The organism is Rhodoferax sp. GW822-FHT02A01 (assembly GCF_038784515.1).
Taxonomy (GTDB): Bacteria; Pseudomonadota; Gammaproteobacteria; order Burkholderiales; family Burkholderiaceae_C; genus Allorhodoferax.
On the sequence record NZ_CP152376.1, the window covers coordinates 341,959 to 357,423 of the forward strand.

Annotated in this window: 10 protein-coding genes; all 10 read right to left on the reverse strand. The window is 61.8% G+C overall.

What is annotated here, in order from left to right:
- Positions 1–4: 4 nt before the first annotated feature.
- The 10 genes from AAGF34_RS01590 to AAGF34_RS01635 all read right to left on the reverse strand — a co-directional run bounded on the left by AAGF34_RS01590 (position 5) and on the right by AAGF34_RS01635 (position 15,256).
- Positions 5–1,039, reverse strand: a complete 1,035-nt coding sequence (locus AAGF34_RS01590) for a histone deacetylase family protein (RefSeq protein ID WP_342618886.1) — start codon at positions 1,037–1,039, stop codon at positions 5–7.
- On the reverse strand, positions 1,036–1,752 hold the full coding sequence (locus tag AAGF34_RS01595; protein ID WP_342618887.1) for an alpha/beta fold hydrolase: 717 nt from the start codon (positions 1,750–1,752) through the stop codon (positions 1,036–1,038). Before AAGF34_RS01595 ends, AAGF34_RS01590 begins: the two co-directional genes overlap by 4 nt.
- Positions 1,752–3,074, reverse strand: coding sequence for a HAMP domain-containing sensor histidine kinase (locus AAGF34_RS01600; protein ID WP_342618888.1), 1,323 nt, complete (start codon positions 3,072–3,074; stop codon positions 1,752–1,754). The genes AAGF34_RS01595 and AAGF34_RS01600 overlap by 1 nt, the downstream gene beginning before the upstream one ends.
- Positions 3,071–3,766: a response regulator transcription factor gene (locus AAGF34_RS01605; RefSeq protein ID WP_342618889.1), complete on the reverse strand. Its 696-nt coding sequence runs from the start codon at positions 3,764–3,766 to the stop codon at positions 3,071–3,073. Before AAGF34_RS01605 ends, AAGF34_RS01600 begins: the two co-directional genes overlap by 4 nt.
- Before the next feature lie 51 nt (positions 3,767–3,817).
- Positions 3,818–4,300, reverse strand: coding sequence for a Spy/CpxP family protein refolding chaperone (locus tag AAGF34_RS01610; protein ID WP_342618890.1), 483 nt, complete (start codon positions 4,298–4,300; stop codon positions 3,818–3,820).
- A gap of 104 nt (positions 4,301–4,404) precedes the next feature.
- Positions 4,405–11,007, reverse strand: a complete 6,603-nt coding sequence (locus AAGF34_RS01615; RefSeq protein WP_342618891.1) for an excinuclease ABC subunit A — start codon at positions 11,005–11,007, stop codon at positions 4,405–4,407.
- 102 nt (positions 11,008–11,109) lie between these two features.
- Positions 11,110–11,436, reverse strand: a complete 327-nt coding sequence (locus tag AAGF34_RS01620) for a hypothetical protein (protein WP_342618892.1) — start codon at positions 11,434–11,436, stop codon at positions 11,110–11,112.
- Positions 11,433–11,825: a thioesterase domain-containing protein gene (locus AAGF34_RS01625; protein ID WP_342618893.1), complete on the reverse strand. Its 393-nt coding sequence runs from the start codon at positions 11,823–11,825 to the stop codon at positions 11,433–11,435. Before AAGF34_RS01625 ends, AAGF34_RS01620 begins: the two co-directional genes overlap by 4 nt.
- A gap of 31 nt (positions 11,826–11,856) precedes the next feature.
- Positions 11,857–13,218: a DUF6402 family protein gene (locus AAGF34_RS01630; protein ID WP_342618894.1), complete on the reverse strand. Its 1,362-nt coding sequence runs from the start codon at positions 13,216–13,218 to the stop codon at positions 11,857–11,859.
- A gap of 277 nt (positions 13,219–13,495) precedes the next feature.
- Entirely contained in the window at positions 13,496–15,256 is a 1,761-nt protein-coding gene (locus AAGF34_RS01635; RefSeq protein WP_342618895.1) for an MFS transporter, read from the reverse strand.
- Positions 15,257–15,465 lie beyond the last annotated feature (209 nt).

Consider the following 15,465-nt stretch of genomic DNA (forward strand, 5'->3'; position numbering starts at 1 on the left):
AGGTTCAGGCAAAGGCCTGCACCACGTTGACCGCGTTGATACCCACCTCGGCCACGGCATAGCCGCCCTCGAACACCAGCACGGTGGGCAGGCCCGCACGGCGCAGTCGTTCGCCCACGCGCAGGTAGTCATCGCTCTGTAGCTTGAAGCCCGATATCGGGTCACCCGCAAACGTGTCCACACCCAGCGATACCACCAGCGCCTGCGCGCCAAATTTCTGGATGTCTGCCAGCGCCGTTTCCAGCGCAACAAACCACTCCGCAAAGCCAGTGCCACGTGGCAGCGGCAGGTTGAGGTTGCTGCCCTCACCGGCCCCCGCTCCCTTTTCATCGGCATAGCCCAGAAAGAACGGGTACTCGGTGCGCGGGTCGCCGTGGATGCTGGCAAAGAACACATCGGGGCGCTCATAGAAGATGGCCTGCGTGCCATTGCCATGGTGGTAGTCCACATCCAGCACCGCCACGCGCTCCAGGCCTGAGGCACGCAGCTGCTCTGCCGCAAGCGCCGCGTTGTTCAGAAAGCAGTAGCCGCCGAAAAAGTCCATGCCCGCGTGGTGGCCTGGGGGGCGGCTTAGCGCAAACGCTGCCTGCTCGCCCTGCGCCACTGCCTGCGCGGCACTCAGCGCACACTCCGCACCGGCACGCGCGGCGACCCAGGTGCCACCCGTGAGAGGCGTGCCCGCGTCATACGAGAACAAACCCATGCGGGCCGCAAAGTTGTCGGGCAGAACATCGCTGCGCAAGGTGCGTGTGGGCCACACCGAAGGCAACGCATCACGCGTGGCGTTGGCCGGGTCCAGCGCCACCCACTCGCTCCAGGCGTGTTCCAGAAAGTGGAGATAGCGTGCACTGTGTACACGCTCCAGCGCGCTGGCATCAAAGGCGGTTGGCGCCAGCACTTCACCCAGCTTGCGCCGCTGCAGTTCCGCCAGCACATGGTCGGCACGCGCGGGCACTTCGTGACATGGCACCAGCGCACCGCGGAACATTTCGTACTGGCCCTGGTGCTGGGCGTGAAGGTGGTTGTAAAAGGTTTTCATGCTGCCAATCCTAACCAGCGCTTGAACGCCGCACTCACCGCATCCGGTTGCTCCAGCGTCGCCATATGACCGCACTGCTCCACGATGCACAGCTCCGCATGGGCAATGGCGGCAGCCATGCGCTCATGCGCTTCGGGCGGGCTCCACAGGTCTTCGCGGCCGGTGAGTACCAGCGTGGGGCAGGTGATGGTGGGCAGCACGGGCGCAGCATCGGGGCGGGTCAGCAGTGCGTTGATCTGGGCTGCGTACTGCTCGGCACTGCTGCGCTCCAGCATGTCGAGCACGGCGGCAAACACCGGTGTGTCGTGGCGCGAGGGATGCACCATGGGTTTGGCCCACAGCTCGGCCATGGCGCGCATGCCTTTGCGCTCGGCGGTCTGCAGCAGGCCCATGCGGCCGGCACGTTCCTTGGCACCGGCATCGCCCTCGGCCAATGGGTGGGTGCCCGTATCCAGCAGGGCCAGGTGGTGCACACGGTGTGGCGCACGGCGAAACACTTCCAGCGCCACGCGGCCGCCCATGGAGTGGCCCGCCAGCGCAAAGGTCTGCGCGGGCGCGGTATCGAGCACATGCTGGGCCATAACGCCTATGGAATCGAGCAGACCGTAATCCACCACATGGCAATGCACATAGGGCGACAGGGCTTGCACCTGCGGTGCCCAGACAGCGCTGTCGCATACCAGGCCGGGCAGAAGAATGAGCGTGGGTTTCATCAAGAGGCGTTTGCAGAAGAAGACGGGAGCGTTACTGTAATCTCCAGCCCCGGCTCTGCGTTGGCAATGCGGAATTCACCGCCATGGGCCAGAGCCACCAGCTTGCACAGATACAGCCCCAGCCCCACGCCGCCGTCTTCACGTGTGCGGGCGGCATCCGGCCGGTAGAAAGCCTGTGCCAGATGCGGCAATTGTTCGGGCGGCACGCCCGCGCCAAAGTCACGCACGCTCAGCACCACTCCACCCTGCTCTGATGCATGCGCCCGCAGAAACGGCGCTTGCGCTGCATTTGCGCTGTGGCGCAAGGCGTTGTCCAGCAGGTTGCGCACCAGCAGGCGGATGCGGGCCGGGTCCAGCGTCAATGTGGGCAGTTCCTGCGCGATGTCCTGCTGCACGGGCTGGCTCATACCCTGCACAACTTCTTGCAACAGTGCCAGCAAGTCCACAGGCTCCAGATGCAACGCCGCATGGCGGGTGGAGAGGCGTTCGCTTTCCAACAGATCGGTGACCAGGTCGCGCATCAAGGCCAGATCGCGCAGCAGGGCTTCACGACTTGCCTGAAGTTCGGAGGTTTCGGGCAGCAGCTCGGTGTTCAGCCGTGCGCGGGTGAGCGGGCTGCGCAGCTCGTGGCTGATGGCCAGCAGCAGGCTGCGCTTGGCGTCCAGCATCTGCTGGATGTCGGTGGCCATGGTGTTGATGGTGGTGGCCAACTCGCCCAGTTCGTCGGGTTTGCGGGCACGGCGCACGGGAATAGGCTTGGCAAAATCACCCGCGCCATAGCGCAAGGCGCCGGCACGGATATCGTCCAGTGGATGCAGCAGGCGACGCACGCGACGGTACGCCAACGCCGTAAAGAACAGCAGCAGGGCCAGCGTGAACCAGCCCACCAGCCGGGGCCGCTCTTCCCAGGCGCCAATGTTCAAGGCGAATTCCAACCGGTGCCCGTCTGCGGTCTTGCGCTCCAGCAAATGCTCCTGCATCTGCCAGCGGGTGCTGTCGCGCCAGCGCGCGCTGCGGTCCGGCAACTGGGGATGGCTGTTCCAGTTCACCATCGGGCCGGTGATGATGATGTGCAAGGGCAGCCTGTCGACAATGGCCTGCGCGCGCTCTACGCTGGGCGGGCTGCCGATGTCTGCTGCCAGCCGATCCACATAGTCGCTGAGCAGCGGGCGGGCCGCATCGCGCCAGCCTATGCCCAGCGCGTACTGCATGCCACCTATGAATACCGCTGCCATGGCCAGCGCCAGCACCACAAACAAGGCCATGAGGCGTATGCGCAGCGAGTGAGAAAAGGCGTGGCGCGCCCGCTTGTGCCACCTCATGCCGGGGCCCGGCTGACGGCCAGCGTGTAACCGGCGTTGCGCAAGGTCTTGATGCAGTCCAATGGTTCGAGCTTCTTGCGCAGGCGGCTGATCACAATGTCCACCGCACGGGTGAGCATGTCCACCTCGTGACCGCGCAGGTGGTTGAGGATGTCGTCACGGCTGAACACCTTGCCCGGCTCCTGCGCCAGCAGATGCAGCAGGTCAAATTCGGTGCTGGTGAGGTTGAGCACTTCGCCCTGGCGCACCACCGTGCGTGTGACCGGGTCGATGCGCAGGCCTTCAAACACCAGGGCACCGTCGGCGCGGGCAGTGGGCTGCGCGGGTGGCTGCACGCGTCTGCGCAACACGGTTTGCAGCCGTGCCACCAGCTCGCGTGGCTCAAAGGGTTTGGGCACATAATCGTCCGCGCCCAGCTCCAGCCCGACCACGCGGTCCATCACCTCGCCACGGGCGGTGAGCATGATGATGGGCATGTCGCTCTCTTTGCGGATGGCGCGGCACAGCGCGAAGCCATCCATCTCGGGCAGCATCACATCCAGGATGGCGGCGTCATAGCGCTCACGCTGCAAGCGCGCCAGCCCCTCGCTGGGCTTGAGCGCGCAGTCGAGCTTGAAATCAAAACGCGCAAAGTAGGCCGTCAGGGGCGGTCCCAATTGCGCGTCATCGTCGATCAACAGGATGCGGGGCATGGGACTATTGTCACACCGGGCAGCCCAGTGGGTCGCCCGGTGCACCTTGCCTTAGCCGCGGTGGAACCAGCCGTGGCGGCCTTCCATGAAGTCCCGCACCTTTTGCTGCTGGGTGGGGTTCAAGCTGTCGTAAAACGCTGCCAGTGCAGCCACCACCTCGGGGCTCTTGCTTTGCAGTGCGGCCGTCTTGTCGTTGATCAGGGCCTGGGCCTTGGCGGCATCAAATTTGGGGCTAGCTACCAGCGACTTGATTTCTGCACGCGGGTCGGTGCCCTGGCCCATCAAGGCCTTGCGCTGCTCGAACAGCTTGTCGCCCACCACGGCCAGCAGCTTCTTCTGCTCGTCGTTGAGGTCCAACTTGCTGGCGGCACGGTCCACCATCTTGTCGCGGCGCTGGGCATATTGCTCGGGCGACACGTCGGCGCCCCAACGGTCTCCACGGTGGCCGCAGGCCGACAGGCTGCCGACCACCAGTGTGGCACCAAAGATGCCAAACAGGGTGCGGCGGATATTGCGTTTGAAGAAACTGCGCATTGCGATCTTTCTGACTCTTGTGGAGTGGTTGAACATGACCGCAATGGTGCCGGTTCAAAGCGCGCAGCGGGTGTCGCTGCGGTATCGCTTTGTTTCGGTTTATGTCAACGCGCCAGCAGTGCCTGCAAGGCCACTCCAGTGTGGGTGCCCAGGCGCACCACTTCCTCCGGCGTGGCAGCCGCCACCACAAAGCCGCCGCCGCTGCCGCCTTCGGGGCCCAGGTCCAGCACCCAGTCGGCCTCGGCGATCACGTCCAGGTCGTGCTCGATGACCACCACGCTGTGGCCCGAGCGCACCAGCCGGTGCAGCACGTGGATGAGCTTTTCCACGTCGGCCATGTGCAGGCCGACAGTGGGCTCGTCCAGCACATACAGCGTATGCGGCGCCTTGTTGCCGCGCTTGCCAATGTCGTCCCGCACCTTGCTGAGTTCGGTCACCAGCTTGATGCGCTGCGCCTCGCCGCCGCTGAGCGTGGGTGAGGGTTGGCCGAGCGTGAGGTAGCCCAGGCCCACGTCTTTCAGCAATTGCAGCGGATGGCTGATGTTGGGCATGGCGGCAAAGAAGTCCACCGCCTCGTCCACTTCCATCTGCAGCACGTCGCCAATGCTTTTGCCGCGCCAGGTGACGGCCAGCGTCTCGGGGTTGAAGCGCGCGCCCTTGCAGGTTTCGCACAGCACTTTCACATCGGGCAGGAAGCTCATGCCGATGGTGCGTATGCCTTGGCCCTCGCAGCTGGGGCAGCGGCCTTCGCCGGTGTTGAAGCTGAAGCGGTTGGCCGCGTAGCCGCGGGCCTTGGCTTCCAGTGTGTCGGCAAAGAGTTTGCGGATGGTGTCCCAGAAGCCGATGTAGGTGGCGGGGCAGCTGCGCGGTGTCTTGCCGATGGGGGTCTGGTCGACTTCGAGCACGCGGTCTACGGACTCAAAACCGGACACTGCCGTGCAGCCGATCCAGTCGATTGTTTCGCCGGTGTCCAGTGCGTCGCGGCCGGCTTTGGTGCTGCGCTTTTGCACTGCCGTCTGCACGTTGGCGAGCAGCACGTCCCGGGCGAGTGTGGACTTGCCGGAGCCGCTGACGCCGGTGATGGCGACTAGGCGTTTGAGCGGGATGTGGGCGGTGACGTTCTGCAGGTTGTGCAGGGTGGCGTTGTGGACGGTTAGCCAGTTGATTTTTTCGTGTGGCTGTTTTGGTTTTGCATCTGAGCTCGCATCGCCAAGGCTGGAGGTGGGCGCCTCATGCGCGAGCGCAAAATCGGCTTCCACCCCCAGCCTTGGCGCTGCTGCGGCTAAGACTGTTGGCGCACCCATGGCTCCAGCGGCTGCAGCAAATGCTGCAGCGCTTTGGGCGGACGTTGCTGCTGCTTGTGCGGCAGCGTTGCTTGCCAAGTAATCCGCCGTTTCCTTTTCACGGGCGGCAAACTCTGCATTCACCGCCACACTCGCCGCAGCTTGCGTGGCAGCGACGGCAGCAGCCTTGGCGGCTTTACCCCGCAACTTCTTCCCGTTAGCGTCCACGAACCCGGAGGCGGGAGCCGGTGTGCCGGGCGCCGATTTGGGCTTGCCGTATGAGGCGCCCGGCACACCGGCTCCCACCTCCGAGAGCGCCACAAGAGAGGCATCCAACGTCAACGAGTCCAGATAAGAAACCACGTAGCGCCTATCCACCAAGGGATGCCGAATCGCATGCAACAGATACCGCCCCGTCTGAGACTCCGCCACAGCCTGCACATCCGCAACCGACCCCTGCGCCACCAACCGACCACCGCGTTTGCCTGCGCTGGGTCCGATGTCGATGATGTGGTCAGCATGGCGGATGGTGTCTTCGTCGTGCTCCACCACCACCAGGGTGTTGCCCTTGTCGCTGAGCTGCTGCAATGCGCCCAGCAGGATCTTGTTGTCACGCGCATGTAGACCGATGGTGGGCTCGTCGAGCACGTAGCACACGCCCTGCAAGTTGCTGCCCAGTTGCGCCGCCAGACGGATACGCTGCGCCTCACCGCCGCTGAGTGTGGGCGCGCCGCGGTCCAGCGTCAGATAGCCCAGGCCCACTTCTTCCATGAACTCCAGGCGGCTCTTGATTTCGGGGATCAGGTCGCGCGCGATGTCGGTCTCGCGCTGGGTCAGGCCGCCCAGTTGCTGCAATGTCTCCACCCATTTGCGCACATCGGTGACCGACAGGCGGGCCACATCGGCAATTCCGACGCCGGCGAACTTCACCGCGCGGGCGGTGGCGTTCAGGCGCGTGCCCTGGCAGGTGGGGCAGGCGGTGTCGTGCAGGTCTTCCACATCGGCTTCGGCAAAAGTCTGCTCGCGGCCCTGGTTGTCATCGGCCTTGACCGAATCGTCGAACACCTTGCGCTGCTCCTTGGTGAGCGCAACGCCGGTGCCCACGCAGTCGGGGCACCAGCCGTGCTTGCTGTTGTAGCTGAACAGACGCGGGTCCAGCTCCGCGTAGGACGTGGAGCATACCGGGCAGGCGCGCTTGGTGGAGAACGCATGCAAGGTGCCTATGCCGGCAGCCGGCGTACCCGCCAGCATGGCCTCACGCAGACCGTGCAGGTCGCTGAGCACCTGCACCACGCCCTTGCCATGCGTGAGCGCATCGGCCAGCGCCTTGCGCAGCGCCGTCTCGTTGGCGGGGTTCACATCCAGACTGGCCACGGGCAGTTCGATGTTGTGTTCCTTGAAGCGGTCGATGCGCGGGAAGTGGGTGGTTGGCAGAAAGTTGCCGTCCACCCGCAGGTGCGTATAGCCACGTGGCCGCGCCCAATCGGCCAGCTCGGTGTATACGCCCTTGCGGCCCGACACCAGTGGCGCCAACAGGCCGATGTGCTGACCACGGTAGGTCTTGAGCAGTTGCGCGGCAATGCTGTCCGCCGACTGTGGCTGCACCGCGGCACCGTCCTTGTAGCAATGCTGGGTACCCAGCTTGACGTAGAGCAGGCGCAGGTAGTGCCAGACTTCGGTGGTGGTGCCCACGGTGGACTTGCGGCCGCCGCGGCTGAGGCGCTGCTCAATGGCGACGGTGGGCGGGATGCCGTACACCGCGTCCACTTCAGGACGCCCAGCCGGCTGCACGATGGAGCGCGCGTAGGCGTTGAGGGATTCGAGGTAGCGGCGCTGGCCTTCGTTGAAGAGTATGTCGAACGCGAGTGTGGATTTGCCCGAGCCCGAGACACCGGTGACCACGCTGAACTTGCCACGCGGGATGTCGACGCTCAGGGACTTGAGGTTGTGTTCCTTGGCGTTGACGATGCGGATGGCATTGGAGTGGTCGCCTTGATTGCTCACATGGTTGGCGGGCGTGACAGGGAGCAGGGCGGGCTCCTCATACGGCAAGCCCAAATCGTCACCCGCCCTGCCCCCTGCCACGCCGGAAGCGCGATTGTGTGCAGTCGATCGCGACAACCCGGAGGAGGCAGGGGGTGCGCCGGTCGCCGATTTGGGCTTGCCGTATGAGGTGACCGGCGTACCCCCGGCCTCCGGAGAGCGAGCAGCTGCCACATAAGCATCCGCAGCAGAAAACTCCCGAACCTCGTGCACCACCCCCATGGCCGCCGCGTATTCCCGCAGCGCCTTGCCGGTGTGCGAGGTGGCGTGCAGCAGCATGTCTTCCGGCGTGCCCACACCCACCACCTCACCACCGCCCTCGCCGCCTTCCGGCCCCAGGTCGATGACCCAATCTGCGGCGCGGATCACGTCCAGGTTGTGCTCAATCACCAGCAGCGAATGTCCCGCATCCAGCAGCTTGCGCAAGGCGCGCATCAGCTTGGCGATGTCGTCAAAGTGCAGGCCGGTGGTCGGCTCGTCCAGCATGAACAGCGAACCGCGCCGCGCCATGGCTTGGCGACTGGCGGTGTTGCTCTTGGCGGCCTCGGCCAGAAAACCTGCGAGCTTGAGGCGTTGCGCCTCGCCGCCGGACAGCGTGGGCACGGGCTGGCCCAGCTTCACGTATTCCAGGCCCACGTCGACGATGGGTTGTAGCACGCGGATCACGTCGCGGTCTGCGCTGAACAGATCGGCAGCCTCGCTCACCGTCAGGTCCAGCACATCGGCCACGTTCAGTGCGCGCCCCTTGCGTTCGATGGTGACTTCCAGAATCTCGGGGCGGTAGCGCTTGCCGTCACAATCTGGGCAGCGCAGATACACGTCGCTGAGGAACTGCATCTCGATGTGCTCGAAGCCGGAACCGCCGCAGGTGGGGCAACGGCCATCGCCGCTGTTAAAGCTGAACTTGGAGCCGGTGTAGCTGCGCTCGCGCGACAGCGGCGCGATGGCGAACAGCTCGCGGATGGCGTCCCACGCGCCCACGTAGCTGACCGGGTTGGAACGCGCCGTCTTGCCGATGGGCGACTGGTCCACGAACACCACTTCACCCAGCAGCTCGGCGCCCAGCAGCCGCGCATGGGCACCCGGGGTTTCGGTGGACTTGCCGAAGTGGCGCAGCAATGCCGGTGCCAGCACGTCCTGGATCAACGTGGACTTGCCCGAGCCGCTGACGCCGGTGACGCACACCAGGCGCTGCAGCGGAATCTCGACGTCGATGTTCTTGAGGTTGTGTTCAGTCACGCCTTCCAGGATCAGGCGCGGCGTGTTGGGCGCCACCATGCGCTTGAAGCCCATGCCCACCTGCTTGCGGCCGCCCAGGTAGGCGCCGGTCAATGTGTCGGCGCTGCGCAGTGCGTCGGTACTGCCGTCAAACACGATCTGCCCGCCACGTTCACCGGGGCCGGGGCCCATGTCGATCATGCGGTCGGCAGCGAGCATGACGGCAGGGTCGTGCTCCACCACCACCAGCGTGTTGCCCGCATCGCGCAGGCGCTGCATGGCCACGATGATGCGGTGCATGTCACGCGGGTGCAGACCGATGCTGGGCTCGTCCAGCACGAACAGTGTGTTGACCAGCGAAGTTCCCAGTGCGGTGGTGAGGTTGATCCGCTGCACCTCGCCGCCGCTGAGTGTGCGGCTCTGGCGGTCCAGGGTAAGGTAGCCGATGCCTACGTCGCACAGGTATTTCAGTCTGGTTCCTACTTCTTCAAACAGGAGCTTGAGTGTTTTGGCTTCGGCTTCGGAGCCTGTTGCGAGAGTCCTGTTCTTCGCCGACTCGGCGGTGGCAGGGGGTATGGCGGGCGCCTCATACGGCGAGCCCAAATCGGCGCCCGCCATACCCCCTGCCACCGCTTCCCTGTTCGAAGCATTGCGCGCCGACAGCGACGCAGTATCCAACCGCGCTTCCGGCGAAGACTCTTCCTCCGCCCCACCCCGCAAAGAAACAGAAGAAGCGTCCAACTGCAACTGCAACGAATCAAAGAATCGCCGCAACCGATCCAGCGGCATCAACATCATGTCGTGCAAACACAGCCCCGGCAGCGCTTCCAGCTGCGCACGGGTCCAGGACACACCTTGCGGCATGAACCGCTTGGAAGGCGGCAACACCGCGTCCGTCTGCTCCTTGGTGCCAATGCGCCAAAGCAGACTTTCGGTCTTGAGGCGCGCGCCGCCACAGGTGCCACACGGCGTGTAGCTGCGGTACTTGGACAGCAGCACCCGGATGTGCATCTTGTAGGCCTTGGACTCCAGGTATTCAAAGAACCGGTCCACACCAAACCAATGCTGGTTCCACTTGCCGTTCCAGTTGGGTGAGCCCTTGAGCACCCAGTGCTGCTGCTCTGCGGTGAGCTTGTACCAGGGCGTGTCGCGTGGGATGCCTGCGGCTTCGGCGTGGCGCATCAGGTCATCCTGGCACTCTTGCCAGGCGGGTGTCTGCATCGGCTTGATGGCGCCGGCACGCAAAGTGAGCTTGTCGTTGGGGATGACCAAGCCGTAGTCCACGCCCACCACCCGGCCAAAGCCCCGGCACTTCTCGCAGGCGCCCACGGCCGAGTTGAACGAGAACATGGAGGCAATCGGGTCGGTGTAGCGCAGATCGCTTTGCGGGCAATGCAGGCCGGTGGAGAAGCGCCAGGTGGGTGCGGGCGTTGCGCCTTCGGCCGCGGCGGCATCGTCCAGCACATACACGTTCAGGCGGCCGCTGCCGCGTTTGAGGGCGGTTTCTATGGCTTCCAGGGCTCGGGCCTTTTCGGCACCTTCAATACGGAAGCGGTCGGCCACGACGTCCAGAATCTTGCGCGAGCCGCTGATGGTGTTTACCTCACGCTCGGCCTGCACGCGGGTAAAACCGCTGGCGCTAAGCCACTGCGTGACTTCTTCTGCCGAAGTGTCGGCAGGCAGCTCCACCGGAAACGTCAGCACCAGCCTGGGATTGGCCGCCTCGGCTGCGCGGCGCATCAGCTCGGCATAAATGGTCTCGGGCGTGTCGTGCTGCACCGGCAATGCGGTCTGCTTGTCAAACAGGTTGCCCGCGCGTGAAAACAGCAGCTTGAGGTGGTCGTTGAGCTCGGTCATGGTGCCGACCGTGGATCGGCTGGAGCGCACCGGGTTGGTCTGGTCGATGGCAATGGCCGGGGGCACGCCTTCGACGCGGTCCACGGCGGGCTTGTCCATGCGGTCCAGAAACTGGCGCGCATAGGCGGAGAAGGTCTCCACATAGCGGCGCTGACCTTCGGCGTACAGCGTGTCGAACACCAGGCTGGATTTGCCTGATCCGCTGGGGCCGGTCACCACCGTCAATTCACCCGTGCGTATATCCAGGTCGAGGTTCTTGAGGTTGTGTTGTCGTGCGCCGCGGATGCGGATGGTGCCCTGGGACATAGTCGATGCTCTTTCGAATGAGGACACACATTCTAGGAGTTCGATATGACCTTCGTATGCCGGTGTGTTTGACGAGAAACAAAAAAAAGGATTACTCTCGTCCTATCTCCTAAAAAAGGGATGTAAATGCAGATCGATCTGCACTTCCAAATAGAATGAAAGAGCAGTTAAGAAAACCATCAGAAGCCATTTCTGTGAAACTTCAGAAATTGCGACTTTTTTAGTGATGATGGCGTATCCGCCACACAACAAGGCAATGCACAAGAGTGCTGCATCGATCACGATGACTGCCCCTCCAACAGCCACCGCTGGCCCAACGAAGAAAGAAGATTCAGGTTGATTTGTCGCGTATACCCATGCGAGCACTATCCAAAATGAACAAGCGACAACCGTCAAACACCACATCACGATCTTGTCGAACTTGTTCACCTCAACCCCTTGGAGTAAATATATTTCGCCAGCTCTTTTAAACGTGTGTCCAGTACAGGCACAGCATGCCCATAGTAAAAGTGGCCCTCCCCTTTTCCACTCAACATGTCCGATGCCAACTTCTCTATGAACATCGGGTTTGCAAATGTTGCCTGTGGCATACCAGCATAAATGTCGTCCCCTTCTGCTGTTAGGTTGATAACAACGACATGGGCAATACTCGGATGATTTCTGAGCTTTGTTAAAAAATCCCCATCGATTGGCGAACCAATTAGGACCAAATGATCAATCGTATGCCCTTTGTTTGCATAGCAATTTGCTGTTTGTGCTGCAAGCAAAGACCCGTAGGAATAACCGATTAGGTTGAATTGCCCTTTTCCATTGACCATGCTAGTAGTTAGCCTCCAGTCACCTTTGTCCTCATACCGCAAGGGTAAAGCAGCACGAAATGCATCGACAAAAGTACCAGGCAAACCAATAGCCGCAGTAGCGGTATTTGTTTGACCAACGTAGACATTGGAGATGCCAACGCTTTGCAGGGCTTGAAGTGTCAGTGGTATGTACGGACCATCCAATCCAGCTCCACCCCAAAACAGCGTACCCGTAGGAGTGGGTTCCAGCGGCACCGTAAATTCCAACATCTGCATCCAAGGATGCAGCGGCTTGGTGAACAGCAGCATGTCGCCGCCCTTGTTGTGCTTCTCTCGCCACTGCTGAAATAGCATATCGGTGATGGGCCATCAGCACCGCATTCCTTGCGTACACATCATTGCCGATGTACACGGGGGCGTCCACCCAATCGCCGTTGGTCACCAGTGACACATACTTCTTGTTCCAGTGGCCTCTGTATGCTGTGCCACCCTCTGGAGTTTCAAATCCATAGGACGCCATGGCATAGACGGCAACGGACTTCACCTGCATGAGGCGGGTCGTGCGGTTGGGGTAGATGCTCACGCGCTCTAGCGCCAGAAACCAACGAAACTCACCAATCGCCAGTTCCACATCGTCGGCGGTGTCGCGTGATCTGAACAAATCTTCCGTGCGGATGTCACTGTAGTAGCCCGGAAAGCGCCTTCCTACCGTGACAGAGGTAAACGCATATTTGCGGTGCATAGCCAGCATGGCGTCTTCACCATACTGGCTACTGACAATGACACCCGACACGCCTTGCGGGATTCTTCTGAGCACTTTGAGCAATGCGTCCTGAACCGGTTGGCTGCGCAGGAACTCGGGCGCAGTGATGCGGTCAAAGGCATTTTTGATGTATTGGAGCTGGACCAGTTCGGAATGTTTAAGTGTGGTGATATCCACCATGTCAGCCGGATAGTCCGGCACGGTTCCGCTCAAGGAGTCTTTCCACTGGGCACGAAAGGCGCGGCTGGTGAACCATTTGCGCAGCAAGGTTGCCGCCAGCGTGAAGCCCAAACGGTCCAGTGTGTCCGCGACGTCTTGCAAGTCAAACTTGTCTATGGGTTTCTGATTGGTCTTTGCGCCAGTGGTAGTTGCCGATTTGGCCTCAGCGGCTTGCTTGGATGCAGGGGGTGCATTCCACCACCTGTGTACTGCGTCCATTTGGTCCATGAAGCGCAATAGGCCATCGCCAGGACGTGGGGCGGCGGCTTGTTCTGCACGCCTTTGCTGGGCTGCGGCCACTTGCCTCTCTTGTTTGGAGAGGGGCGCGTCTTTACTGATATCAACGGCTGCGGCTTGGGTTACTTTGCGGCAATCGCCTTTTTGGCGAAACCAACGGAGATTGGGAGACTCGGGAAAGTAGTAGCGCATTTGCGGGGCTTACCTACTGGGTGTCCTCGCGGACGATCTTTGAGCAAAGGCCCACAGCTGGCTAAAGCAGACTGAGAGCCTTTGGAAGATTTCTTGTTATGCGTCGGAGGACATTGAATCGTTGTGAGTACGTTCAACCCTTCGCCTTCCCGTGGCAAATGATTCTAAAGGAAAGGAATTCATCCAATCACAAAGCAAAAAAAGGCCCTCCATTGGAGGGCCTTGAAAACTAGCCCGGCAAGGAACTGCCGAGTGTCGTTAGCTCACTTAGAACAAATCAGTCGTTGGCGTAGATATCCACGTCCTTGGTTTCCTTGATGAAGATGCCGCCAATGAGCACGGTAGCACCCGCGATGATGATGGGGTACCAGAGGCCGTTGTACATATTGCCGGTCTGGGCCACGATGGCAAACGCCGTGGTGGGCAGCAGGCCGCCGAACCAGCCATTGCCGATGTGGTACGGCAGGCTCATGGACGTGTAGCGGATGCGCGTGGGGAACATTTCCACCAGCATGGCAGCAATGGGGCCGTACACCATGGTCACCAGAATGACCAGGTAGGTCAGCAGCAGGGCTACTGTGACCTTGTCAAACTTGGCCATGTCGGCCTTGGCGGGGTAGCCTTCAGCCTTCAGTGCCGCACCCAGGTTGGCGCTCAGCAAGGTGGCACCGGCGTTCTTCTCGTTACCCAGTTCCGCTGCGGCCTTGGTGGCGGCTTCAATGGCCTTGGCGTCAGGTGGTTGCACAGCCTGCAGCTCAGCCAGCTTGGCGTCGGCCTTGGCCTTGGCAGCTGCGACGTCCTCCGGTGTGTACTTGACCTTCACCTCAAGCTCACCCACCTTGATGACTGCCGGCGTGCCCGCAGGTGCTGCCACGTTGTCATAGCTCACCGAAGCGCCAGCCAAGCGTTGCTTGGCGATGTCGCAACTGGAAGTGAACTTCTTGGTGCCCGTGGGGTTGAACTGGAAGGAGCACTCTGCCGGGTCGGCAATCACCGTCACCTTGGCAGCGGCCTGGGCGACGGCCAGATCGGGGTTGGCGGCCTTGGTCAGCGCCTTGAACACAGGGAAGTAGGTCACCACAGCCAGCAGACAGCCCGCCAGGATGATGGGCTTGCGTCCAATCTTGTCAGACAGTGCACCGAACACAATGAAGAACGGCGTGCCGATGATGAGCGAAACCGCAATCATGATGTTGGCCGTAGCCCCATCCACCTTGAGCGACTGGGTCAGGAAAAACAGCGCATAGAACTGGCCCGTGTACCACACCACGGCTTGGCCGGCGGTCAGACCGACCAGTGCCAGGATCACGATCTTGAGGTTCTTCCACTGACCGAAGGACTCTGACAACGGTGCCTTGGAGGTCTTGCCTTCGGCCTTCATTTTGGCGAAGGCGGGCGACTCGTTCATGGACAGGCGGATGTACACCGAAACGCCCAGGAGCAAGATGGAGACCACAAAGGGAACACGCCAGCCCCAGTCGGCAAAGGCTGCTTCTCCAATGCTGGTACGGGTGACCAGGATCACGATCAACGACAGGAACAGGCCCAGGGTCGCTGTGGTCTGGATCCACGAGGTGTAGGCACCACGCTTGCCGTTGGGCGCATGTTCTGCCACATAGGTAGCGGCACCGCCATACTCACCACCCAATGCCAGACCTTGCAACAGACGCAAGCCGATCAAGATGACGGGAGCTGCCGCGCCGATGGACGCATAGCTGGGCAGGATACCCACGATAAACGTGGACAAGCCCATGATGAGGATGGTCACCAGGAAGGTGTACTTGCGGCCGATCATGTCGCCCAGACGGCCAAACACCAGTGCGCCGAACGGTCGCACGATGAAGCCCGCGGCAAACGCCAGCAAGGCAAAGATGAAGGCCGAGCCTTCATCGAGTCCGCTGAAGAATTGCTTGGCAATGATGGCTGCCAGCGAACCGTATAGATAAAAGTCGTACCACTCAAAAACCGTGCCCAGCGAGGAGGCGAAGATGACCTTCTTTTCCTCTGCTGACATGGGCCGTGCCACTGTTGTCGCCATATATATGTCTCCTCGTTTATTTAAGTTCACCATTGCCCATGCTCCAGGCAATGGGGGGCACTATCAAGTGATTGACTGACGGCAATCTGACAACGGTCTTTCAAAACCTTACGCGGTACTGAGCGCAGGCTTACGACCCCGTACTTACCCTAGGCGCGGATGAATAGCTCTGATACGTAAGCACTTGGTCAGGCCCCCTCAACAGAATC

Bases quoted from the DNA above. Each gene is read 5' to 3' on its own strand.
- AAGF34_RS01590 (WP_342618886.1), bottom strand. From the start codon at position 1,039: ATGAAAACCTTTTACAACCACCTTCACGCCCAGCACCAGGGCCAGTAC.
- AAGF34_RS01595 (WP_342618887.1), bottom strand. From the start codon at position 1,752: ATGAAACCCACGCTCATTCTTCTGCCCGGCCTGGTATGCGACAGCGCT.
- AAGF34_RS01600 (WP_342618888.1), bottom strand. From the start codon at position 3,074: ATGAGGTGGCACAAGCGGGCGCGCCACGCCTTTTCTCACTCGCTGCGC.
- AAGF34_RS01605 (WP_342618889.1), bottom strand. From the start codon at position 3,766: ATGCCCCGCATCCTGTTGATCGACGATGACGCGCAATTGGGACCGCCC.
- AAGF34_RS01610 (WP_342618890.1), bottom strand. From the start codon at position 4,300: ATGCGCAGTTTCTTCAAACGCAATATCCGCCGCACCCTGTTTGGCATC.
- AAGF34_RS01615 (WP_342618891.1), bottom strand. From the start codon at position 11,007: ATGTCCCAGGGCACCATCCGCATCCGCGGCGCACGACAACACAACCTC.
- AAGF34_RS01625 (WP_342618893.1), bottom strand. From the start codon at position 11,825: ATGGTCAATGGAAAAGGGCAATTCAACCTAATCGGTTATTCCTACGGG.
- AAGF34_RS01630 (WP_342618894.1), bottom strand. From the start codon at position 13,218: ATGCGCTACTACTTTCCCGAGTCTCCCAATCTCCGTTGGTTTCGCCAA.
- AAGF34_RS01635 (WP_342618895.1), bottom strand. From the start codon at position 15,256: ATGGCGACAACAGTGGCACGGCCCATGTCAGCAGAGGAAAAGAAGGTC.